This window comes from Euzebyella saccharophila (assembly GCF_014855495.1).
GTDB classification, from domain to species: domain Bacteria; phylum Bacteroidota; class Bacteroidia; order Flavobacteriales; family Flavobacteriaceae; genus Euzebyella; species Euzebyella saccharophila.
Genome location: NZ_JACYFJ010000002.1, coordinates 502261 through 526398, shown reverse-complemented (window position 1 = coordinate 526398; position 24138 = coordinate 502261). Strand labels below are relative to the sequence as shown.

Here is a 24138-nt window from a genome sequence, read left to right as displayed (position 1 = left end):
TTAATCGCTTTTATTTATTCCCACTCTGTATGAAAAATACCTTCTTTGTCCAGTCTTTCATAGGTATGCGAGCCAAAGAAATCCCTCTGTGCCTGAATAAGGTTTAAAGGAAGTCTTTCAGAGGTATACGCATCAAAATAGGTCAAAGAATTGGTAAGTCCCGGTAAAGGAATCCCATTCTGTGCGGCATGGGCTACTAGCTTTCTTGCGGAAGCTAAAGTTCCTTTTACTTTTTCTACAAAATTGGGAGAAACCAATAGGTTGGGCAAATTAGGTTCTGCTTGGAATGCTTCTGTGATATCTGCCAATAAACCGGCCCTGATGATACAACCAGCTCTCCAAATCTTGGTTATGGTAGCTATATCCAAATTATAACCGTATTCTTTTGAAGCATCTGCCAATTGGTGTAAACCTTGGGCATAGGTCATAATAAACGAGAAATAAAGGGCCTCTTCGGCCATTTTCTCAAGTTCGGCCTTATCTATTTTTTTAACCTCGGGCTTATCATAAAGAGCATCGGCGGCTGTTCTTTCCACCTTTAGGGCAGAAATTTCACGCATACTAACGGCAATATCTATCGATGGAACCGGTATGCCCAAATCCATGGCATTCTGGCTGGTCCATTTACCGGTACCTTTCTGTTTGGCTTTGTCCGATATCTGATCAAGCAATCCTAATTTACTAAGGTTTAAATCGTCCTTCTGAATAAATATTTTTGAGGTGATTTCCACTAAAAATGATTGTAACCTACCCTCGTTCCATTTCGAATAGACCTCATGCAATTCTTGGTTCGAGAAATCTCCCACCTTCTTTAACAAGTCATAAATTTCGGAGGTCAACTGCATCAACCCGTATTCAATGCCGTTGTGAACCATTTTTACATAATTTCCCGAAGATTTAGGGCCTAAATAAGCCACACAAGGTTCGCCCTTATATTTAGCGCTAACGGCCTCAAAAATTGGTTTTATATGCGTGTAGGCAGATTTTGACCCACCTGGCATAATGCTGGGCCCCAATCTGGCTCCTTTTGCCCCTCCGGATACGCCTGCCCCAAAGAAGTTAATGGCTTTGGCCTGTAAATAGTCCTCACGTCTGTCCGTATCCGTAAAAAAGGAGTTACCGCCATCTATAATTATGTCTCCACGATCTATATGTGGCAAAAGACTTTCAATTACCGAATCAACAATTTTACCCGCCGGTACCAACAACATAATCTTCCTTGGCTGCTTTAAAGCCTTAACAAATGTTTTGATACTGGTTGAAGCATTTACCTTGGCATGATCGCCACCCTCTTCTTGTAGGGCTTTTACCTTTTCGGCATCCAAATCATGTCCGAAAGCGGTAAAACCATTATCTGCGACATTCAATATAAAGTTGCGCCCCATGACACCTAGGCCAACCAATCCAAAATCATATGTATCCTCCATATTCAATATTTGTGTTATTTCAGTGGGTTTTTAATTCTTATGTTAGAACCATCCCAAAATTAAATGAAAATTATGAGACAACGGATTAAGTTAGGGTAAACTCGTTGCTATTGCTCATTCTTTTAAATACTTTTACGCCTTAAATTTTTTCAACAGGTATGAATAAAACAGAAAATCAAATTCTTGTGATATTTGGCGCCTCTGGTGACCTTACAGCAAGAAAACTAGTACCCGCTTTGTTCAATCTATACGTGGCGGAGCAACTACCGGACAATTTTGTGGTTCTGGGTGCTAGTAGAAGTGATATGACAGATACTCAATTTAGGAACAGAGTGGTTCTGGAAAGCTCATATCTAAAAGAAAAAATCAAGGATAAGGACGAGTCATACATAAAAGATTTTGCCAATAAATTCTTTTATGAGGATTTGGGCGGCAGTTATGATACAGATTATAGCAGATTGCGCACTAGGGTAGAGGACCTTAAAAATAAATACAATACCTCAGGGAACATTATTTATTACCTCTCCACGCCCCCTACGCTTTATGAAACCATAGCCCAACGCTTGGCAGATGCAGGTATGAGCACCCAGAATAACGGTTGGAAACGTCTAGTAGTGGAAAAACCCTTCGGCTATAGTTTGGATACGGCCATTGAACTTAATAAGGGGTTACAACAGTTTTTTAAGGAGCACCAGATTTATAGAATTGACCACTATCTAGGTAAAGAAACGGTTCAAAATCTACTGGTAACGCGTTTTGCCAACAGTATTTTTGAACCACTTTGGAACAGAAATTACATTCACCATGTAGAAATTACTAATGCCGAGGAAGTTGGAGTGGAGAAGCGAGGTGGTTACTATGATAAGTCCGGAGCGTTGAGAGATATGTTTCAAAACCACTTGTTACAGATTGTTTCATTGGTTGTTATGGAACCACCGATTAGCGATGCACCCGAAGATATTAGGGATGAAAAGGTGAAGGCCCTGAAATCACTTCGAATCATGAAGGACGATCAAACCCTATATGACAATACTATAAGGGCTCAGTATACCAAATCGATTATAGATGGAAATGAAGTAAAGGGTTATCGAGAGGAGGATGGTGTTGATGAAAATTCCACCACGGAGACCTATGCGGCCATTAAGTTTTTTGTGGATAACTGGCGATGGAAAGACACCCCTTTTTATGTGAGAACCGCCAAAAGGATGCCTACAAAAGTAACCGAGGTGGTCATTCATTTTAAAACGCCCCATCATCAAATCTTTAAGGATTCTGGAGTACATGATAAGGATAACAAGTTGATTATTAGAATTCAGCCAGATGAGGGTATCTTGGTGAAGTTTGGTGTAAAAGTACCGGGTCAAGGATTTAAAGTGGAGCGCGCAAATTTGGATTTTTACTATTCCAACTTGGTAGAAACCCACGTTATGGACGCCTATGAGAGGTTGCTTTTAGATGCTATGCAAGGTGATGCCACTCTTTATTCAAGGGCAGACGAAGTGGAAGCGGCTTGGGAGTTTGTAGATCCTATCCTAAAATATTGGGAAGATGGCAAAGATGTGCGAATGTATGGTTATGCTGCCGGTGTTTGGGGACCTGAGAACGCAGACGAATTGATTGAAGGAATTGGTGAGTGGAGAAATCCTGGGCCAAATCTGACCGATGACCCTGGTTTTTGCGTTATCTGCTAGGCGAAAGAAGATTGATAATAAAAATTGTAGCATGGAATTAAAAATATATAAAGACAAACAGGAAGTAGCCGAACAATTTTCAAGCTTTTTTGCTGACAAAGTAAAGAGTGGAGAGTTGTTTCATGTGGCGCTTTCCGGGGGTAGTACCCCTAAAATAGTATTTGATGTCCTCGCGGAAAAGTTCGGTTCGAGCATCAACTGGAAGCAAATTCATTTTTATTGGGGAGACGAGCGTTGTGTTCCTCCTACGGATGCGGACAGTAATTTTAAAATGACCGTAGAGCATTTACTTGCCAAGATAGATATCCCTTATGAGAACATTCATAGAATTAAAGGAGAAGATGAGCCACAAAAAGAGGCACTAAGGTATTCAGAAATTTTAGCTGAAAACCTGCCGGCAGTTGATGGGATGCCACAGTTTGATTTGGTTATTTTAGGGATGGGTGATGATGGGCATACAGCTTCTGTTTTTCCGCATGAAATTCATTTGTGGCATTCAGAAAAATCATGTGAAGTGGCCGTACATCCGGGTTCGGGACAAAAAAGAGTGTCCATCACTGGTAAAATCATTAATGGGGCAAAGGAAGTCGCCTTTTTGGTTACCGGTGCCGGAAAAGCCCCGAAGGTGAGTGAAATTATCAATAAAACTGGGGATTACGAAAATTACCCCGCTTCTTTGGTCAACCCAAAATCCAAAAAACTGTACTGGTTTTTAGATGAGGATGCGGCGGCCAATTTATCTTAGCAGCATCAATAAGGTACAAAAAACTCCCTGTAAGAAATTATAGGGAGTTTTTTATTTAAGATTGACCTGTACGTTTTCACCGGATAAACTATCCACATGGTCAGCCATTTTAAAATGGGAGCTTTCAAATTGGGTATCCCTGATAAACGCCTCTTCTTTTCTTTTTTTACTTCGGGCAAAACGTCTTATTCCTTGTTCGGTTTCGAGAATCAATCCGGGCACCGGAATGCTGTTACCGTTTTCGTCTTTCGCCACCATGGTGAAATAAGAAGAGTTACAATGTCTTTTCGTTCCCTTGGTAATATTTTCAGATTCTACCCGCACACCAACAACCATAGAAGTTCTACCTGTATAATTGATGGATGCTTTAAGGGTCAACAATTCACCTACTTCTACAGGATGTAAAAAATCGACCCGATTGACCGATGCCGTTACACAATAGCACTGCGAGTGTTTAGAGGCACAGGCAAAGGCAATTTGGTCCATAAGGTTGAGAATATGGCCACCGTGTACCTTTCCGCCAAAATTGGAATGGGAGGGAAGCATCAACTCTGTAATGGAAACCCTTGATTCTTTGGAACTTTTAAATTCTTCCATTAATTTCTAAAATGAGGGGATTGCTCCTTTTGAACATCGGTTATAAAATATTTGGTATCGCCAAGCCAGAAAAATGTGGCAAAACGCTCTGTGTAATGAAGTTTTACGTACTGGCCTTGGTACTGCTGTAATTTCTCAATCACATCTTTGTCCTTGTCCAAAACCGAAAATGAGAAAATCTGTGCCCCGGAAATCCCTTGACTAATCTGCCCTTCCCAAGTTTTAATTATGACTCCCTTGTGACTTATTTTTATGAGTTCTCCGGAACGGATACCATCGCTATAGGGAACAAAATAGATAAAGGCGTAAATAAGGGCGAAAACTGCTACAATGATGCCCAGGGTTATAAACAATGGTTTTTTCATAGGAATACTTGTTAAAGGTTGAGTCTGCCGCTATTGGAGGTGTCGGCTTCCAAATCTTCAAAATCGTCCGCTTGGGCTCTTTTCATAATAGGCTCGGGAAGTGTTTTTTTCGCTTTGGCACCCATTTTTTTCAACTTTTCTATACTGATGATAATATTGCCGCGCCCTTCAAAAAGCTTGTTCATAGCGCCTTTGTATTCAGATTTGGCCTCGTCCATTTTTTTGCCCACCTTGGTGAGGTCGGTAACGAATCCTTCAAATTTATCGTAAAGCGCTCCTGCTTGTCGCGCAATTTCAATAGCATTACGCTGTTGTTTTTCATTGTTCCACATGCTGTCAATGGTACGCAGAGTGGCCAAAAGGGTTGAAGGGGTCACGATGACAATATTCTTTTCAAAGGCCTTGTTGTAAAGGGTGTTGTCATTATTTATAGCGATAGCAAAAGCCGGTTCTATAGGTACGAACATCAATACAAAATCCGGACTTTCCATTTCGTAGAGGTCCTCATACTTTTTAGCGGACAATTGGTCTACGTGCTTTCGTAGGGAGTTGATGTGGTCTTTTAGGTACTTGTCCCTTAACTCGTCTTCCGCATTCACAAAACGCTCATAATCCGTAAGGGATACCTTTGAGTCCACAATCATTTTTTTGCCGTCAGGAAGATTGATGATCACATCGGGAAGTACCCTTGAGCCATCTTCTCTAGTAAAGCTTTGCTGCACGGAATATTCGCGGTCTTTTTCCAAACCTGATTTCTCCAAGACGCGCTCTAGTACCAATTCGCCCCAATTTCCTTGCATTTTACTATCTCCTTTTAGGGCTTTGGTGAGATTTTCTGCCTCTTGGGTTATTTTTAAGTTCTGCGTTTGCAGGTTCAATAACTGCTCTTTTAAGGCCGAATGTATACTGATATTTTCCTTTTGACTCTCTTCTACCTTCTTTTCAAAAAGTTGAATTTTTTCATTAAGTGGCGTAAGTATATCTTTAATATTCTTTTCATTACGCTCCGTAAATTTCAGACTTTTTTCTTCTAAAATTTTATTGGCAAGGTTTTCAAACTCCTTGGTGAACTTTTCCTGAAGTTTTTCTACTTCCTCTTTTTGTTCGTTGTTTTTGGCTTGGAGATTTTCGAGGTCTGCCTGATAGCGAATGATTTGGTTGCTCAATTGCGATTTTTCATCCTGTAGATGTATTTTATGCTCCTCGGCATGCCGCAACCGTTGTTCCAAAGAAGATAGGTTGGCATGCAATTGCTGTTCACGTTCTTCCAAGGCGCTTTGGTTAGATTTTGTTTTCAATTGCTGTATGTAGTTGCCTAAAAAATAGCCGATGGCTAGACAGGCAAGTCCCACCAATAAATAAATAAGGTATTCGTTCATTTTGGAATTGTTTCTTGTGGCTAAAATTAACCAAATAAAATTGACCTAACTTAATCTTTTACATTGCTGAAATCATACTTCTTCATAGTACGCTGAAGAATTTTCCAGTGATTTCTAAGCTGTCTTTTTATTTCAGGAGCTTCGAGCTCATTTGCGGCTTTATGCAAATACTTGAAATAATTACCTTGAAATTTCTTTGGTTTTATATTATTGGTTTTAGTTTTTAAGTGATTATTTAAAGTTCTACTTTTTCTACCTCTATAAGAGTATAAGCGATAAATTTTGGTTTTGAAAATGGGAGTACTGTCAAGTAGATGTTTTTCCTTGATCTTTTCAGAAAATCGGTGTTTACGAGAAATACTTTGTTTCATTTCCCTGTAAAAAGCAGATATGTTTGAAGCCTTAATTAAGGTGCGGTTACCATAAAATTCAAACCCTAAGTAAGTAAAGGGAACATTAAGTTTTATAGTTTGGTTACACTTTTTGTAACTTATCAACTCATTGTTGATACTCTTAAAAAATGTTCTTTCAGTTTTTTCTTCAGAAATAGTAAGCCTAACTTCTGAAATCTTCTCATCAACAAACTCTTCTACCTTTTTGATTTGGTTTTTATTGCAGATAAATACTATATCGTCTGAGTATCTCCGATAAAATACATTATACTTCTTGACCAATTTGGCGATGATTTTTTCGTCGAAAGGAGACATATAAATGTTGGCTAATAAAGCGCTAATAGGTAATCCCTGAGGTATTCCAATTAGAGATTTACTTTCGTTAATTTTTTGGTTTTTATGAATTATCACGTTAGAGTTTACTAATTCTTTTATGTTGTAAAAAAAGGTATGACGACCTTTTCTTTTATTTAGACTTATTTTCTTTTCATCAAAGTTATGTCCTAGGGTTCTCAAATCATTTAGTTTGACGTATGAGAATCGAGTGATAGATTTATAAATATTAAAGTGATCTTTTGGTAATGACTTTGATTTTAAAATTTTTGACCAAGTCCTCTTTAAGATGTGATGGTCAAGACTAGGAAAGAAATTTTTTATGTCCATTGCCAAAGCAACACACTCTTTTCGCTTTTTTATTTCATTAAAGACGTCTCTTGCAAAATGAACATTATTTTTTCCGAAATCTGAGCTTTCTTCCTTGATACTTCTGTAAGCTGTAACGGCTTCATACAAATGTGGGTCTCTTGCTAAATAATCCTCATACATAGGTGATAATACCTTCTGGCTGTAATATGAATATATTTGAGAATCTAAATGTGTAGCATAAAGAATTGTTCTAATCTTTCGATTTGAAACATATTGACCTTTTTCATATGATTTATGTGATCTTCTATAATTACCACCGGAGTCAAAAGAAAATTTGTATCGTCGATTGGATAAGCTTTTTTGGATAAGAGGAGAGAAGCTGTGTCTACTAATATTTTTTGGTTTAGAAAGAAACTTTTCAATCCCTTTTTTCGCTCCTCCTGGTGTTCTATTAGTGAAATGTATATATTTCCTATCCTTGAACCAATCTTTTTTTTTAGTCATAATAAAATGAAGTAAGAGGCGTCGCACGCTGATTTTTATGAAAGGGCATAACCCCCAATATAGGGTGGACCGTAAGCCGAATTCTCGACGCCAGCGAATCTTTTACGTTGACTTTGCCTTGGTGGCAAGTCTTAGTGTACGTGTTAAACTCAAACTCTTTACGAATGACAGTAAGGTTCACCCATAAGTTTCGTCTAATAAACATATCTTGTAAGTACGCTCTGGAAATTTCGGAGCTGCTGATGAATTCAGCACTTATATCGATATATTTGCTGAATACATCAGCGGATACACCATTCCTAAACACTTATTTATTTTCCCATAATGGTTTGTTTAGGTGATTGTTAAATAAAATTATATTAACAATACAATAGTCCTACCAAACGCTCCTTTCTTAATTATTTAATTGAACATCCTCCTACTTCATTGTAAAGATAAATATTATTATGTTTATTGAAAATTTTTACAATTGGAGAGTTTAGAACATTTTTCATTAGGGGATTTGGTGGTATTTAAAACGCATCCATTAATTTTTGATTTTAGAATTAAAGGTGATGGCAAGCTCGTACCTCCAATATTATTGATTTGTGAAGTAATTTTTGAGAGGGCTGAAAAAGTGATTAGAGATGAAATGGGCAATAGAGTTGCGGATAAAATTAAATATAAATGTAAGTATTTTGATGATGCCAAAAGTGAATTCGTTGAAGTTATTCTATATCATTCTTTGCTGGTTTCATTTGATAAGCTTAAGATTGAGAAATTAAGTAAAGAAGGAGAAACGTACAGAAATGATCAAAGTTTGATAGAAGAGATAAAGGGGTATAAAATTCCTGAATATAAATATGGAAAAATCGTGCTTTTAAAAAGCAAGAAAATTGAAATGTACAAAAAAAGAGAGCTAAGAAAGTTTACAAGAATAGATGACGGAGTAGAATCTTTTGATGTAGAAGTCTCCGTACAGTATTCCGTTAACTATACATCTCCTGATTTTGTTCTATGTGGATATAAGAGTAATGAGAGCCAAAAAGTTGCTAAAAATAGCAGTAAATCACAAAATTTGCGGACAAATGTCCTTTATAAAGTAAAGTGGTTTAATCCTTTTAAACAAAAATTTTCTGAGGAATTTCTCCCCAAAGAATGTCTTACAGATTGTTAATTTTTCCTCTCAAATTAATCAAAAGCTTTGAAACTTTATTTTTTAATTTTAAAAGTTCCGCTAGTGGCATCAAATGTGACTGTGTCTTTGGGGAACAAACTTTCAAAAACGCCTTGTTCTATTAATTCATAGGGCTCCCCAAAAGGATTCTCTTTTTTGTTCAGCAACAGAATTTTATCACATAGTTGAATAGCCATTTCTATTTCGTGGGTGGTGTAGACAATGGTCTTGTTCCTGTTTTTTGCGATGGATTTCAGCAATTTTAGAATTTGAACTTTATGGTAAAGGTCTAAATGGGAGGTAGGCTCGTCCAATAGGATAATGTTCGTATCCTGCGCCAGGGCCCTGGCGATGAGTACTCGTTGTAGCTGACCGTCACTTAGCTCGTAGCATTTTTTATGCTGAATTTCCACTAAATCCAAATCTTGAATGGCTCCTTGAACGATTTTTTTGTCCTCTTGCTTCAAGCTTCCTAACCAATTGGTGTAGGGTTGTCTTCCTAGGGCAATCAATTCCAGCACAGAAAGGTCCTTGGAAGCCAATCCATCCGTAAGCACAACACTGATAAGAGATGCCAACTCTATGGGTGGATAGTGCTCCAATTCCTTTTGCTGCACCCCAACCGCTCCCGAAAGTTTGGGAAGCATTTGTGCCAAGGTTTTAAGAAGGGTAGATTTGCCCACGCCATTGACACCTATGATGGCTATCAGGTCCCTTTCTTTCCCTGAAAACGTAATATTTTCAACAATGGTTTTATTCTTATATCCAATAGATAAGTTTTTGATATGTAGATTGATATGTATTTTATTTAAATCAATCATTAAAATACCATTTTACGTTTTTTTAAAAGCAGCCATATTACCACAGGAGCACCCAAAATGCTGGTTATGGCATTGATGGGAAGTACGTTTTCTGAATTGGGAAGCTGCGCCACCGTGTCGCAAAGTAGCATTAAAATAGCACCGCAAAGTAGCACGGCCGGTAACAGAATCTTATGGTCGGTGGTTTTGAATAACTGTCTGGCCAAATGCGGTACCGCCAAACCTACGAAGGCAATGGGGCCAGCCAAGGCAGTGACGCTTCCGGCGAGCAAGCCTGTTGCTAAAATGATGAGGAAGCGTGATTTTTTAAGAGGAATGCCCAGACTTTGTGCATAGTTTTCGCCTAACAGAAAGGTGTTGAGCGGTTTAATGCACAGAATACATAAAACCGTTCCAATCAGGAAAATAACAAATAACAGTCCCACCTGGTTCCATGAAAGGTTGCCCACGGACCCGAAGGACCAGTACACGAACTGCTGCAATTTTTCGGCCTGTGTAAAATAGGACAAAACGCTTACGATAGCCCCGGTAATGCTCCCGAACATCAAACCAATAATCAGTAAAGCCATGGTGTCCTTCACTTTATGGGCCACCGCCACCACTGCCATTAGCACCATAAAGCTTCCCAAGCTGGCTGCAACTGCCAAGGAAACATCGGTCATGAGTCCTGTCGAGAAAAAACCACCCAAAAATGCACTACCCATAATCAGAAGAGCCGCTCCTAAGCTTGCCCCTGAGCTAATTCCTAAAACAAAAGGTCCTGCTAACGGATTTCTAAAAAACGTTTGCATCAACAGGCCGCTTAGAGAAAGTGCTGCCCCCGAAATAATGGCGGTGAGAGCCTTTGGTAAACGGTAATTGAGTACGATGTATTCCCAAGATGGGTTGGAAATGGTTCCGCCAAAGAATGAGCTAAAAGTGGCTTTTAAGGGGATGTGTACTGACCCCAAGCTTACATTAAGAAAGAAGCAGCCAATCAAGAACAAGGTCAGAACTATAAAAGAAAGGCCGTATGTTCTTCGAGTGCTCAATTAATTCAAAGGTTTAAAGAAAAATAATTGGTGATTGGGTAAAAGTTCTGGGTGAAAAATATGAATGAGGTCTTTCAATACCAAATCTGGCCGGTTGGGAGCCAATTCATAAAATAGCAAACCGCCCGTTTCCCCCGTGGCAAGGGTATTGGCGAAAATCTTTTTATTCGCAAAGGCGTCAAATTGCGTGTAGTGTGCATTGGCAGATTGTACATCTTGGTAAGTGGTAAGCATAGAGGGATTCAGCCAGAAATCGGCATTTTGGCCCTTTGCCAAAACGGATTCGATACTTAAGGACAAACCGCCGGAATCCGCATTGTCTTCCCATAAATATTGACCTCCGGCATCTTTGATGAACTGAGCCATCCAACTGTCACCGCCTGCAACGTGCCAAACATCTTTGTAGAGTCCGCCAGTTAAAACCGTGGGTTTTTTGGTGGAGGTTTGTACAAGTTCTTTGGCTTTTAGGTAATTTGTTTCTATTTCTTCAAAGAGGGAATCCGCTTTTTTTTCCATTCTGAAAAAAGGCGCAAAAAACTTGATCCATTCCGCCTTTCCCAACGGGGATTTTTCTGTCCATTCCCCGTTGTACACTACCGGAATATTCGCTTTTTGAATGGTGTTATAAGCCTTGTTTTGGTCGTTGATACCAAAACCTATAAGCACATCAGGTTGTAGTTCAATCACCATTTCAGTGTTGATGGCTTCATTGTTTCCTAATTCTTTAATTTGCTTCCTATCAATACGTTTTCGTGCTTTACTTGAAGAAATAAAATCAGTACTAGGGAAACCTGTCAGTTTATCCAAAACCCCTAAACTTTCCAAGGAAGGTATATGAGTGGTAGACGTTACCACCATGCTTTCTACAGGTACCGGAATGATAGCGTCGAACTCATCTTTATTTAACGTAATGACCGCTAATTTTTCTTTAGGAATCAAAGCGTATTTATAAGGCTCGTTCGCATTGGGCCAAGGTGAAGAAACGCTAATGATAGTTAAATCTCCTGAAGCTTGAATGTCAAAGCCACTGGCGTAATCTATGGAAGATGTTTCCGTTACTGAAATAGGTAAGGCTTCTTTTTTCTTTTCCGTTTTACAGGCAAGAAAATAAAGGCAGCATCCAAAGACAATCAGATTTTTCAAAGCATGGCAATTTAGGGTCAAAAGTAGTATTATTTAATCTTTGCAATGAAAGATTAAACAAAATGTTTATTTTCGCCGAGAATTTCGGTTGCTGATTTTTCCATTTTGGAAAAGCAGCATTAAATGGGAATCCGGTGAGAATCCGGAGCTGTTCCCGCAACTGTAAACTCTCTCCAGATTTCATACTGGAGCCAAAAGGATGTTATTTTCTTAAAACCACTGTCTTTATAGGATGGGAAGGTAAAGTAGCATAGAGCAAGTCAGGATACCTGCCAAAATTTAGAACCCTAAAATTGAGACCTTCGGGTAAAAGGTCTTTGTTGGTATGAGAAATTTCAGGTTTTTATTTGCCCTTGCGGTACTTTTATCATTCGACGCCTTTTCGCAAAAAGATAGCGTAACCGTACTTGATGAAGTCATTTTGACCGATGTGCGCCTATTGTATTTTTCGAACCATCAGGTCGAAGTTTTAAAGGATTCCGTTTTAAAACGAAATGGTCGTTCACTGACCGATTTACTTCAATTCAACTCTGGAATTTATTTAAAGGAAAATGGACTAGGAATGGTCTCTTCTCCCTCTTTTAGGGGAACCAATGCCTCTCAAACCGCCGTAATCTGGAACGGCATCAACATCAATTCGCAATTGACGGGCCAGGTAGATTTTAATACCGTTGTTCCAAGAAATTACGGTATTGTGCAGGTCAGAAAGGGAGGGGGAAGCGTTCAATTTGGGAGTGGTGCCATTGGAGGCAGTATCCATCTGCAGGACGAAATGCGATTTAATTCAAAATTTGAGAATGAACTGGAGCTTTCTTATGGCAGTTTTGATACTCGCGGCCTTGATCACAGGGTTTCTCAAGGCTCCGATGAATTCACCTTTGGTTTTGGCGTAAACTATAGGTCTTCCGAGAATGATTATGATTATTTGGGAACGGACCTTGAAAATGAAAACGGCGATTTTGAAACCCTCAATTTGAACGCGAATGTGGGGTATAAGCTTTCCGAAAAGCAACTATTAAAGTTCTACCACCAAAGTTTTTTAGGTGATCGTAATTTTTCGGGAACACTGACGGCGCCTTCCATGTCCAAATACAAAGACTACAACGCTAGAAATCTTTTGGAATGGAACCATTTTAAGAACAACCGCATTCACCGGGTGAAATTGGGATACTTGTATGAAAAGTACAAGTATTTTGCCAATAAGGAACGCCCTGACTTTAGCTTTGGTGAGACCAATACGTTCTTAGGAAACTATGACTACAAAATTTCCTTTGATAAAATAATTATCGATGCTATTGTCGATATTAATCATACCACTGGGGATGGTTCTTCTGTAATGCAAGCCAATAGAAATACCGTTGCCGGAACGATGCTTTTCAAACATCAGCTTGCTGAATATATCAGCTATGACCTTAGTTTGAGAAAGGAATATGTCAATGATTATGACAGTCCTTTTGTATACGCCCTTAATGTGGAATATCAACCTAATGAACAACATATTATTCACTTGAACGGGTCCAAAAATTATCGGGTACCCACTTTTAATGAGATTTATTGGATAACCGGTGCGGGTTCGAGCGGTAATCCTGATGTGTTACCCGAGTCTTCGTATCAATTTGAGTTGGGGCATGGCATACAATTTACCAAATGGAATTTTAACTGGGCTGCCTTTTATATTTCTTCGGAAGACATGATTCAATGGCGACCGAACGTTACAGGCGTTTGGACGCCTATGAATATTAGTGAGGCCATTAACTATGGATTGGAAACTTCTTTAATGTTCAAGGAAAAATGGGGAGAACATGAGCTGGTTTGGCATGGCGGTTATTTCTATACACGAGCTAAAAACGAAGAAATAAACAAAGATTTAATGTACGTGCCAAGGCATAAGGCAACTGGTAATCTGAGCTATGCTTATAGTACTTGGCAATGCTATTATCAAGTATTTTATAATGGGAAGGTTTTTACTACTTCCGATAATTCTGAAGAGTTGCCCGCCTATGCCGTCTCAAATTTTGGCATTTCTAAAAAAATTCAATTAGGGGGAAACGTTGCCTGCACTCCTAAAATTCAACTTAACAATATATGGAACAAAAACTACCAAAACGTAGCCTTTAGACCTATGCCCGGTAGAAATATACAATTGAACGTAAATCTAAACTTTTAAATAATTCCTTTATGAAATTTAATAATCTATCGCTCTTATTGGTTATGTTCGCAATGTTCTTTGTTGGTTGTTCCAATGATGACAATGCTCCAGATATCGACCAAACACCTGTAGAAGAAGAAACCACTGACCCATACGAAGATGGTTTGTTGGTGGTTAATGAAGGTCCGTTTCAAAACGGTTCCGGTACCGTTACTTTTATTTCGGAGGATTTAACAGAAACCCAACAGGCGATTTTTGAGGAAGTAAATGAGGAGGATTTGGGCAATATAGTGCAGTCCATGACCTTTAAGGATACCATCGCTTATATTGTGGTAAACAATTCTCATAAGATACAAGTAGTGAACAGGTATACTTTTGAAAGAGTTGCTGTTATTGATACCGATTTGCTCAACCCACGATATATGGCGATTGCGAATGGAAAAGGGTATGTAACCAATTGGGGCTATACTGTCGATGAGCAAGACGATTTTCTTGCCATTGTAGATTTAGAAACCAACTCGGTTATAGGGACATTGCCTGTAGAACTAGGTCCTGAAGCAATTTTAGCCAATGATGAATATGTGTATGTGGCACATCAGGGAGCTTGGGGCCAAAATAATAAGGTTTCCGTAATTGACCCAACAAGTGATACGGTGTTAAAGACCATAGAGGTAGGTGATTTGCCCAATACCATGCAGTGGGATGCTTCCGGAAACCTATGGGTGCTTTGTAGCGGTGCACCTTCTTATGCAGCGATGGAAACTAATGGGTCTTTAGTGCAAATAGACGTCACGGACAATGAGGTAAGCCAAACCCTTGATTTTAAAACGGAACAACATCCCGGAGGATTAAATATAGATGGAGACGAGCTTTATTTTGGATTGGATGGCGGCGTATATGAATTCAATATAGATGCCACCGAATTGCCATCAGCACCTTATCTAGAGAATGCTTCCTTTTATACGATGACCGTAAAAGACGGGAAATTATATGGTACAGATGCCAAAGACTATGCGAGCCAGGGAGATTTGTTGATTTACGATTTAGAAACCAAAGAGCTAACCAATACTCTAACTGTAGGAGTTGTTCCTAGAGGAGTTTATTTTAACTAGCCGTGTCAATTAAAGTCTGTTCCTTTCTCCCAGCCGTTACCCAGATGATCTATGATATGGGGCTTCAGGAGAATTTGTTGGGTGTTACTTTTGAATGCCCTAGTATCGCATTACGCGAAAAGAAGCCCGTGGTTAGGTGTATTTTGGAGGAAAAGGAGTATTCGAGTGTTGAAATTGATACTTTTTTTACTGAAAGTAAAAGAGAAGGGAAAGAACTTTATTATGTAGATGAAAAGCTGTTGGAGGAAATAGCTCCGGATATCATCTTTACTCAAGATGTTTGCGATGTTTGCCAGATAGATATGGAGTGTACCATGGCTGCTGTCGCACATTTGCCCAAGGAGCCGGAACTTATTTCTATCAGTCCGGCAGGGTTTTCCGATGTGTTTGAAAATGCCCTTACCATTGCCAAAACCTTAGGTCAGGAAGAAAGAGCCTATCAGTATCTGGCAGCTTTACAAAAACGAATAGATAAGGTAGTAAATGAGCTGCGAGAGCGAAAGGTAGAACCCAGAAGGGTTTCTCTATTGGAATGGCTGGACCCCATCTATAACTGCGGACACTGGATTCCCCATCAAATTGAACTTGCAGGAGGAGTAGATATGCTCTCCCATCCATCTGGAAACAGTATCGCCATATCTTGGGATAAGATTCGGATGTATGACCCGGAAATTATTATTGTGGCCCCTTGTGGTTTTGATACCCAACGTACCTTAAAGGAAATATCCCATTTATTGACAAAAGAAGGGTGGACTTCCTTAAAAGCAGTAAAAAATAAGAGGGTCTTTATTGCCGACTTTGAACTTTTTACCCAATCGTCCGCGGGAACTCTAGTGGACGGTATAGAATTGCTGGCGGGATTGTTCCATCCAGATTACTTAACTGTTCCCTCTAGATTACAAACAAGATTTCAACCATTTTTTGAGGTATAAAAAAGGCCCCAATTCGGGGCCTTTATAAGATGTTACCAAACCACAGGTGGGTCTAGAACATACATATTATCCTTAAGAGGGGTAAACATCTTGGAATCGGTTATTTTTTTAGCCGGAAACTGTACTTCAAAACTCATTTTGGCCGTGCTGCCAGTGATTTCGTTTAATGCTCTGGCCAGTAAGGGTTCATTAACGTCACCTAGAATACCAAGGTTTCTAATATCCTCATCCAGCGCTATATCTGGTGCCAGACCGTTGGTGAAATCTGAAAATCCATCAGCATTTTCATTTCTACCCAATAGGGGTTGTATGGCCCATTTATTACTGGATTTAATCTTACCCGTTCTTTCGGGGCTGTAGAGGTAGTTATTGTCCCTGTCATCCACTAAAGTAGTGGAAAATTCATTTTTACCTCGAGTGGTTTCCCCTATTTGTACAACATCAACATAAGGTGTAAGACCGTTTATGACCAGTTCGCTCGCAGATGCAGAACTAGATGTAGTAAGAATATAAACCTTATTTAAATTAAGAGTATTAACCGCAGAACCCTTTTTAGTTTCTTTGGCAAAATAACGTCTCAGATCCGTGCCGCTATCCTCCAGAACTTTTTGGTATTTGTCATTATATCTAGCCTTTAGAAATACTTCGTCAGTATTGGTACCGTAAATCATACTTGAAAGTAGAATAGCTGTATTTACCGATCCTCCAGAATTATAGCGTAAGTCAAGGATCAGTTCGGTGATACCATCGTTCTTAAATCTACCAAAAGTATCATTTAATTGTTCATCATATTCATCGGTAAAGCCATTGTAGATTAGATAGCCCACTTTTATCCCATTGATTTCAATGACTTCATTAAGATATATCGGGTTTTCTTGTAAACCAACTTCTTTGGTTAACGAAATCTCTTGATCCGTTGAAACAATTTCGCCATTTTCAATGGCTGCCATATTAAGAGTGTAGGTGTCGCTATCGGAAAACAACAAGGAAGAGTAATTGGTGTCAGTTAAAACTGTTCCGTTTACGGCGTTAAAAAGGTCTCCCCGTTTGATATCTTTTGTTGAGGCGTCAGAGTTGGGTACTACATATTCTACATATCCGAAGATATTATTGGAATCTGCAATCCGCACCAGGCCAAACATAAGTCCGTTACTTTTGGTTATACCGGACAAAGATTGCGTTAAGGTTACATAATCGTCTGAATAAAAACTGAAACGATCTTCCGTAAATAATAGCTGATTGTCAAAAAAACTACCCGGTTCTGGATGGGCGGCCAAAAAGTTGGTATACGCTTCTGAACCTTCCGAAGTGTTGGGAAACTTGGTGTCGGATAAATTTTCTACGTCCGGCTGCCAAAAGTACCAGAAGTTCATAGCTTTCCACATAAAATCCTGGACCTGAACCCCTGCACTAGGGTCTGGGTCAACCGTATCAGGGATGGTGAAATCATCATCCTGTACACAGGAAAAAAACAATAGCAGGGGAATTGCCAGTCCCCAGACGAACTTCTTCATCAATTATAGTTTTTAGGTAAGATTTAAATAAGTAGGTTGCCCTCCATAAGCTTCAACGTAAAAGCAACTGTATTATTTTCAATGATTTAGTTAAAGTGGTTTTAATAATCCATCCATAAACATATTGTTCTTTCCTGGCTCGAACATTTTGGAATGCGTCAATAAGTCTGCAGGAAAGGGTTGTGATGGACTAAACTTAGCCGTACTTCCAGAAATAACCGATAATGTTAGTTGTAAAAGAGGTTCGTTTTCATCACCTAACACGCCTAAATTTTCAATATCCTCCCCTAAAATATGGTCGGGAACCAACCCGGTGGTATAATCTGAAAAACCATCTGCATTTTCATTTCTTCCCAGTAAAGGTTGAATTGCCCAGCTATTATTTGGGTTAATTTGATCAATACGGTCTGGGTCGTATAAAAAGGAATTTTCCGGATCGTCTACAAAAGTATTTGAAAACTCATTTTTTCCGGTGGTTGTGGTACCTACTTGCACTACATCTACATAGGGTTCCAAACCATTAATAACGAGTTCGCTGGCAGAGGCACTATTATCTGTAGTAATCACATAAACTCTAGATAGCTCCAAGGTATTCAAAGGGGTTTCGGAATCAAAGGTTACATCCGTAAAATTGTCAGGAACTCCAAATTGTGATTGTAGCTTATCATTAAACCGAGGTCTAATAAAAACTTCGTCTGTGTTGGTTCCATAAACGGAACTGGCAATTTGAATAGCGGAAGAGACACGCCCCCCTGGATTGTAACGGAAATCTAAAATCAACTCATCTATGTTTTCAGATTTAAAAGTTCCGAATACGTCGTTTAAGTCCTCATCATAAGCAGCTAGAAAGCCGTTGTACATTAAATAACCGATTTTGATACCGTTTTGCTCAATGATTTTATTCACCAAAATAGGATTTTCAGAAAAATTTTCAATCTTGGTAAGGCTAACCGTTTTATTGTTGCTAACTATACTTTGGTCTATAATGTCTGCCATATTTAGGGTATAACTGGCATTTTCCCCAAATAGTAAATCTACATAATTATTGACGGTCAAATCTTGACCATCTACTCCGTTAAATAATTCGCCCCTTGATATATCTTGTTCAGATGCATTGGAATCAGGCATGATATAGGTCACTACTCCGTATACATTGAAGCCATTTTCATTTAAGTAAAGATTAAATTCCAAACCGTTGCTCCTAGAAATCCCTTGAAGTGAATTGAGCAAGTCTTGGTAATTTTCTACAACAGCACTAAAACGATCCACTGCATTTGCCTCGCCCACTGCATCCACATGATTATTACAAAGGTCTTCAAAAAAGAAGGATGCGGGATTTTCCTTTGATGCCAAAAACTCAATATATGCCGGATCTGTAGGACCGGTAAATTTGGAGTCGCTCAAATTTGCTACATCTTGTTGCCAGAAATAGAAAATATTCATGGCTTGCCACATAAAATTCTGGGCTGGATAATCTTCAGCCGTAGCGCCTGCGGGCTGTTCTACCGGCTCTTCCAATACATTGTCCGGAATGATATTGTCATCATTGGAGCAGCTGTTGAAAAGTAAGGATAGACCAAGAAAACAAAGGGGAAAATATTTACTCATAGCTTTTTATTGTAGTTGTGGGAAAGCAAATCAATTATTGTTCCAAAAAAAAAGGAAAGTATCTATATTTCGGGGCGTTTGTATTATTTATAGTTGTTAAAGATACGTAAATGAAATAACTAGGGTTTGGTAAATTCCCTTACATTAAGAGAACATTAATATTTAGTTGTAACAAAAAAGAAGGTGGTTCGTCTTCCTTTTGTAGACACCTAATAAGGGCTACAAAAACAACCGATCAAAAAATGCAACAGTCAGATTTTTTAAAAATTGTGACACCTTTTCAAGATAAGCTCTATCGTTTGGCCAAGCGCCTATTGGTATCTAGGGAGGAAGCTGAAGATGCTACCCAAGAGATATTAATGAAACTTTGGTCCAAAAGTAAAAAAATAGGCAGCTATAATAATGTGGAAGCTTTTGCAATGACCATGACCAAGAATTTTTGCCTGGACCGATTAAAATCCAAACAAGCGGGAAATTTAAAATTGGTTCATAGCAATTATAGGGAAGAAGGCAGCTCTTTACAGAAACAGGTAGAAGCCAATGACAGTGTAACTTGGGTACAACGGATTATGGAAGATTTACCCGAACAACAAAAAATGGTATTACAATTGAGAGATGTTGAGGAATATGATTTTGACGAAATATGTGAAATGTTAGAAATGAAACCCACTGCGGTAAGAGTGGCTCTCTCCAGAGCAAGAAAAGCGGTACGGGAAAAATTAATGGAAAAACATAACTATGGAATTGGATAGGATAGAAAAGTTGTTGAGCAAATACTTTGAAGGGAGTACTTCACTCCCTGAGGAGGCAGAATTAAAGGCTTTCTTCTTACAGGATGATATCCCTGCTCACCTTGCAGAATACCGGCCCATGTTTACGTACTTTAAAAAAACCAAGCAGGAAAGGTTCACTAAAGTATTGCCTTTACAAGAAGAAAAAAAACTGAATTCAAAAAAATGGATTCCTTGGTTGTCCGTTGCGGCATCTGTACTCATAATGGTCGGTCTATTTTTTGGAAAAGGGTACTATGACCAAAAGCAATTAGAAAAAGAAAAAGCGCAATATGCTTATAAGGAAACTAAAAAAGCCTTGGACATGTTAGCGGAAAACTTTAGTAGGGGAACAGAAAAGGTGGCTTACTTAAACGAGTTTGTGGAAGCAAAAGAAAAAATTTACAATAAAAACTAAATTATAATAGAAGCATGAAAAAGATATTGTTTGTTATGGTAACGGTACTAGCTCCCCTTTGGGCGCAATCCCAATCCTTGTTCGATAAATATGAGGATTTGGATAAAGTGAGTGCTGTGGTGGTCAATAGAAGTATGTTCAACCTTTTAAGCAAAATTGATGTGGATGTGGATGACCCCGAAGCACGGGAGTTTATGGACATTGCCAAAAGTCTTAACAACTTAAAAGTGTTTATTACAGAAGACCCTAAAATTGGGGCAGATATGAAATCTTCCGTTAATAAATACCTTAATAGTGCCAAGTTAGAAGAGCTTATGAGGGTGAAGGATAAAGATGCCAACGTAAAGTTCTACATACGTGAAGGCAAGGATGAAGATCATGTAAGCGAATTGTTAATGCTGGTTTCCGGTGTAGATAACATTAATGTTGAAATGAACGGAAGGAAATTTGAAACGGTCTTACTTTCTCTAACAGGAGATATCGATTTAAATAAAATTGGCTCCTTGACCAAAAAAATGAACCTGCCGGAAGAATTGAATGACGCAGGCAAAAATTAAACAAAACTGGTTTCATCAACCGGAATCAAATTAAATATTCATCAATCATAAAAATTAACAGTCATGAAAAAACTTAGTTTAGTAATTACAATTGCACTTTTGCCTTTATTTGGCGTTTCCCAGTCCATTTTTGATAAGTATGAAGATATGGATAATGTTACCTCGGTAACCGTAAACAAGGGTCTCATTAAGTTGGCCGGCAGTATGGCTGCCTTGGATAAGGACAACCAAGAAGCCCAGGATTTTGCCGAAATATCCAAAGGTATAACAGGTATAAAAGTTTTTGTAACAGAAGACTATGGTATTTCCAGGGATATGCAAAAAACGGTCAAAAGATACCTCAAGTCTTCTTCCATGGAAGAATTGATGCGAATTAAGGATAAGGAGGCCAATGTAAAGTTTTATATAAAAGAAGGCAGGGATGAAGACCACGTGCGGGAATTACTACTTTTTGTTTCGGACATTAATAATGAACATATAGAAATAGGTAACCGAAAATTTGAAAGTGTGCTGGTTTCCTTGACTGGTGATATTGATCTGAATAAAATTGCTGCCCTTACTAACCAAATGGATTTACCCCACGAGTTGAACGAGGCGGGGAGGTAGGATACCCAGTTATTGTTTGTCCATTAAAATTTTAAATATGAAATTGAAAAAAGTAATTACAGGCCTCTTATCTGTTTTGGTATTGGTTGCCTGTTCCTCTACCCAAAGTTTGCAGGAATATATTGTGGAAAATTCTGAGAACCCAAATTTCCTTTCTATTGATTTACCGGCTAGTCTATTAAATTTAGATGAGGCCAATTTATCGGCTGATGACAAGAAAAGCTTGGATTCACTTAGAAAGCTTAATGTTCTTGCCTTTAAAAAGGATGATGCCAATGATGCAGAATTTCAGATGGAAAAAACCAAAGTAAGGGCCATTCTTAAAGGGGATAAGTTTACCGAACTCATGAAAATTAATACAGCCTATGGAAAAGCCTCCATTAAATACTTAGGTGAAGAAGACGCTATAGATGAAGTGGTAATATATGGCGACAATGAAGAGAAAGGCTTTTTACTGGTACGAGTTTTGGGCGATGATATGAACCCGGCCAAAATGATGAATTTTATACAGCTTTTGCAAAAATCTGAATTTAAGGGAGGAGGCATGGATCAGTTAGAGTCATTGTTCAAAGGCTAAAATTCCAAATTATTGAATTAAGATCCAGTCAATTGACTGGATTTTTTTATAACGAACCTTAAATAATTGAAATAACGCACACTTAACATTTTATTTGTTTTACCTCATTCAATGATTTTTTTAACTTCGTAGCACACACTAACATATATAATTTATATTAACTATGGAACAAGCAGAAGTTTGGTTTGAAAAAGGAGTAGAATTTGTTGTAGAATACGGACCCAAGGTTTTGGGGGCTATTTTAATTTACATCATTGGTTCATGGATTATTAAGAGCATGCTCAAAGGCGTGCGAAAAATGATGGCCAAAGGAACCTATGATGAATCTTTACAGCGATTTTTGGTAAATATGCTCGCTTGGGCATTAAAAGCCCTGCTGGTAATCATTGTAATTTCTACCTTAGGGGTCAACGTTACTACGTTCGCTGCTATTATTGGAGCAGCTGGTTTGGCAGTAGGTCTGGCATTACAAGGTTCTCTGGCAAATTTTGCGGGAGGCGTTTTGATTATGATTTTTAAGCCCTACAGAATTGGGGATTTAATTGAAGCGCAAGGGGTTTTGGGCTCAGTAAAGGAAATAGAGATATTTACCACCAAACTGATAACCCCTCAGAATAAATTGGCTATTGTGCCAAATGGGGCCATGGCCAATGGAAATATTGTCAATTACACCACAGAGGGTAAAATGCGGGTAGACACCGTAGTTGGTGTTGGGTATGATGAGGATATAAAGAAAACAAAAGAAGTTCTTCTTGACGTGTTGACCTCTAATCCAAAGGTATTAAAAGACCCGGCTCCATCCGTAAATGTTTCGGAATTGGGAGATAGTTCCGTAAATTTTGCCGTTAGACCATTCTGTAAACCTGAGGACTATTGGGATGTATATTTTGGTACGATTGAAGGATGCAAATTAGCCTTGGATAAGGCTGGAATCGAGATTCCTTACCCACATCAAGTGGAAATTCAGAAAAAAGGATAGATTTCATTAAACGTATAATGAAAAAGCTTCCCGGAGTAGGGAAGCTTTTTTTATTGATTCAACATTAATCCAATGTTAGGTTATTTTAGTTGACCGATGCGGTATCTTGATTTTGGATGGTACGCATGGTTAAATTGTTTTTTCCAAAATCCAAAGTTCTTATTGGGAATGGAATATTGATATCTTCTGCATCAAAGTGTGCTTTGATGAGTTTTACCGCTTTGTGCCTAGCGGCATGTTCTTGAGCTTTGGTTTTAACATCTGCCCAAAACCGAACCATAAAATTGATAGAGCTGTCACCAAACTCCGTAAAGAAAAACTCTACATCTTCATTTCCATTTTGATCAAAATTGTCTTTGATGACACGCACGGTCAAATCTTCTACCATTTGCAAATCACTTTCATAGCCTACACCGCAATGTACAAACACTTTACCTCTTTCCGTTAGGGAGTAATTGGTAAAAGCCCCATCAACAAAATTGGAATTGGGGATGACCACTGTGTTGTTTTCTGGGGTTCTTATGACAATATTCCTTAGGCTTATTTCTTCTACACGACCTGAAGCATCCCCATTTTGAATGAAGTCATTGATTTTTATATTGGGCATAAAAGAAAGAAGGAGTCCGCCAAACGTGTTGCTTAGTGTTCCTTGTAAAGCTAGACCAACGGCCAGACCAATAACTCCGGCACCCGCCAAAATACTTGTGAGCACTTTATCAAGTTCCAATACCCCTAAGGCAATAAAAAAACCGATTAAAAGCACTGTAACAAAGACTGTTTTGCTAATGATTTCTTGAATGGAAACCTGACTAATTCTCTTTAACAGAATATTCCTGAATAGCTTTCTAAGCCCTCTTGCAATAAAATAGAAAATTATCATTACCACGATGGCCATGGCTATGTTGGGTAGTTTTAAAATGATGGCATCTAGCCACCCGTCTAGTTTGTCCCATAACTTTCCTATTGAATCTTGTACCGAAAATTTCTCCTCCATATATCTGGTTTAAAGTTGATTAAACT

Annotated in this window: 23 protein-coding genes and 1 riboswitch; of the genes, 12 read left to right on the top strand and 11 right to left on the bottom strand. The window is 38.6% G+C overall.

What is annotated here, in order from left to right; all coding sequences use genetic code 11:
- Positions 1-14: 14 nt before the first annotated feature.
- Positions 15-1427, bottom strand: coding sequence for an NADP-dependent phosphogluconate dehydrogenase (gene gndA / locus IL355_RS08840; RefSeq protein WP_192461800.1), 1413 nt, complete (start codon positions 1425-1427; stop codon positions 15-17).
- Positions 1428-1585: 158 nt separating this feature from the next.
- On the opposite strand from gndA, the gene zwf reads away from it, so the two are divergent.
- Together zwf and pgl are read left to right on the top strand one after the other, a co-directional pair.
- The gene (zwf, locus tag IL355_RS08835) at positions 1586-3118 is read left to right on the top strand and encodes a glucose-6-phosphate dehydrogenase (RefSeq protein ID WP_192461799.1); all 1533 of its coding nucleotides are present in this window, start codon (positions 1586-1588) and stop codon (positions 3116-3118) included.
- A 31-nt stretch (positions 3119-3149) separates the two neighbouring features.
- Entirely contained in the window at positions 3150-3863 is a 714-nt protein-coding gene (pgl, locus tag IL355_RS08830) for a 6-phosphogluconolactonase (protein ID WP_192461798.1), read from the top strand.
- A gap of 51 nt (positions 3864-3914) precedes the next feature.
- On the opposite strand, the gene IL355_RS08825 is transcribed toward pgl, so the two are convergent.
- The 4 genes from IL355_RS08825 to IL355_RS08810 are packed head-to-tail and all read right to left on the bottom strand — an operon-like array spanning position 3915 to position 7745.
- Complete coding sequence (locus IL355_RS08825) at positions 3915-4460, bottom strand: acyl-CoA thioesterase (RefSeq protein WP_192461797.1); 546 nt, start codon at positions 4458-4460, stop codon at positions 3915-3917.
- Positions 4460-4825 (bottom strand): 6-phosphogluconate dehydrogenase, encoded by a 366-nt coding sequence (locus tag IL355_RS08820; protein ID WP_192461796.1) that lies wholly within the window; start codon positions 4823-4825, stop codon positions 4460-4462. Before IL355_RS08820 ends, IL355_RS08825 begins: the two co-directional genes overlap by 1 nt.
- 11 nt (positions 4826-4836) lie before the next feature.
- Complete coding sequence (rmuC, locus tag IL355_RS08815) at positions 4837-6204, bottom strand: DNA recombination protein RmuC (RefSeq protein WP_192461795.1); 1368 nt, start codon at positions 6202-6204, stop codon at positions 4837-4839.
- A 50-nt stretch (positions 6205-6254) separates the two neighbouring features.
- Entirely contained in the window at positions 6255-7745 is a 1491-nt protein-coding gene (locus IL355_RS08810) for a reverse transcriptase/maturase family protein (protein WP_192461794.1), read from the bottom strand.
- A 469-nt stretch (positions 7746-8214) separates the two neighbouring features.
- Between IL355_RS08810 and IL355_RS08805 the strand changes: the two genes are divergently transcribed.
- On the top strand, positions 8215-8901 hold the full coding sequence (locus IL355_RS08805) for a hypothetical protein (RefSeq protein ID WP_192461793.1): 687 nt from the start codon (positions 8215-8217) through the stop codon (positions 8899-8901).
- A 35-nt stretch (positions 8902-8936) separates the two neighbouring features.
- Here the strand turns inward: IL355_RS08805 and IL355_RS08800 are convergent, their stop codons facing one another.
- The 3 genes from IL355_RS08800 to IL355_RS08790 are packed head-to-tail and all read right to left on the bottom strand — an operon-like array spanning position 8937 to position 11896.
- Positions 8937-9722 (bottom strand): ABC transporter ATP-binding protein, encoded by a 786-nt coding sequence (locus IL355_RS08800; protein WP_192461792.1) that lies wholly within the window; start codon positions 9720-9722, stop codon positions 8937-8939.
- Positions 9722-10753: a FecCD family ABC transporter permease gene (locus IL355_RS08795; protein ID WP_192461791.1), complete on the bottom strand. Its 1032-nt coding sequence runs from the start codon at positions 10751-10753 to the stop codon at positions 9722-9724. The genes IL355_RS08800 and IL355_RS08795 overlap by 1 nt, the downstream gene beginning before the upstream one ends.
- Positions 10754-11896: an ABC transporter substrate-binding protein gene (locus tag IL355_RS08790; RefSeq protein ID WP_192461790.1), complete on the bottom strand. Its 1143-nt coding sequence runs from the start codon at positions 11894-11896 to the stop codon at positions 10754-10756.
- Between the two features lie 68 nt (positions 11897-11964).
- Positions 11965-12187, top strand: a riboswitch (cobalamin riboswitch).
- Positions 12188-12221: 34 nt separating this feature from the next.
- Here IL355_RS08790 and IL355_RS08785 point away from each other — a divergent pair.
- From IL355_RS08785 to IL355_RS08775, 3 genes are read left to right on the top strand one after another with little or no spacing between them, the layout of a single operon-like run.
- Positions 12222-14063 carry a TonB-dependent receptor plug domain-containing protein gene (locus IL355_RS08785; RefSeq protein ID WP_192461789.1) on the top strand — a complete coding sequence of 614 codons (1842 nt, stop codon included), beginning with the start codon at positions 12222-12224 and terminating at the stop codon, positions 14061-14063.
- Positions 14064-14074: 11 nt separating this feature from the next.
- Positions 14075-15157 (top strand): YncE family protein, encoded by a 1083-nt coding sequence (locus IL355_RS08780; RefSeq protein WP_192461788.1) that lies wholly within the window; start codon positions 14075-14077, stop codon positions 15155-15157.
- Between the two features lie 2 nt (positions 15158-15159).
- Positions 15160-16089 (top strand): ABC transporter substrate-binding protein, encoded by a 930-nt coding sequence (locus tag IL355_RS08775; protein WP_317175482.1) that lies wholly within the window; start codon positions 15160-15162, stop codon positions 16087-16089.
- A gap of 32 nt (positions 16090-16121) precedes the next feature.
- Here IL355_RS08775 and IL355_RS08770 read toward each other — a convergent pair whose 3' ends face one another.
- Both IL355_RS08770 and IL355_RS08765 read right to left on the bottom strand, forming a co-directional pair.
- Complete coding sequence (locus IL355_RS08770) at positions 16122-17603, bottom strand: S41 family peptidase (protein WP_192461787.1); 1482 nt, start codon at positions 17601-17603, stop codon at positions 16122-16124.
- Between the two features lie 90 nt (positions 17604-17693).
- Complete coding sequence (locus tag IL355_RS08765; protein ID WP_192461786.1) at positions 17694-19211, bottom strand: S41 family peptidase; 1518 nt, start codon at positions 19209-19211, stop codon at positions 17694-17696.
- 242 nt (positions 19212-19453) lie between these two features.
- Here IL355_RS08765 and IL355_RS08760 point away from each other — a divergent pair, with 242 nt between their 5' ends.
- The 6 genes from IL355_RS08760 (at position 19454) to IL355_RS08735 (ending at position 23118) form a co-directional block, all read left to right on the top strand.
- Positions 19454-19963: an RNA polymerase sigma factor gene (locus tag IL355_RS08760; RefSeq protein WP_192461785.1), complete on the top strand. Its 510-nt coding sequence runs from the start codon at positions 19454-19456 to the stop codon at positions 19961-19963.
- Positions 19950-20399 (top strand): hypothetical protein, encoded by a 450-nt coding sequence (locus IL355_RS08755; protein ID WP_192461784.1) that lies wholly within the window; start codon positions 19950-19952, stop codon positions 20397-20399. The genes IL355_RS08760 and IL355_RS08755 overlap by 14 nt, the downstream gene beginning before the upstream one ends.
- A 14-nt stretch (positions 20400-20413) precedes the next feature.
- Positions 20414-20956, top strand: coding sequence for a DUF4252 domain-containing protein (locus IL355_RS08750; RefSeq protein WP_192461783.1), 543 nt, complete (start codon positions 20414-20416; stop codon positions 20954-20956).
- A 63-nt stretch (positions 20957-21019) separates the two neighbouring features.
- Positions 21020-21562 carry a DUF4252 domain-containing protein gene (locus tag IL355_RS08745; RefSeq protein WP_192461782.1) on the top strand — a complete coding sequence of 181 codons (543 nt, stop codon included), beginning with the start codon at positions 21020-21022 and terminating at the stop codon, positions 21560-21562.
- 37 nt (positions 21563-21599) lie between these two features.
- The gene (locus IL355_RS08740; protein ID WP_192461781.1) at positions 21600-22139 is read left to right on the top strand and encodes a DUF4252 domain-containing protein; all 540 of its coding nucleotides are present in this window, start codon (positions 21600-21602) and stop codon (positions 22137-22139) included.
- Between the two features lie 163 nt (positions 22140-22302).
- Positions 22303-23118 carry a mechanosensitive ion channel family protein gene (locus IL355_RS08735; protein WP_192461780.1) on the top strand — a complete coding sequence of 272 codons (816 nt, stop codon included), beginning with the start codon at positions 22303-22305 and terminating at the stop codon, positions 23116-23118.
- Between the two features lie 85 nt (positions 23119-23203).
- On the opposite strand, the gene IL355_RS08730 is transcribed toward IL355_RS08735, so the two are convergent.
- Positions 23204-24112 (bottom strand): mechanosensitive ion channel family protein, encoded by a 909-nt coding sequence (locus IL355_RS08730; protein WP_192461779.1) that lies wholly within the window; start codon positions 24110-24112, stop codon positions 23204-23206.
- Between the last annotated feature and the right edge of the window lie 26 nt (positions 24113-24138).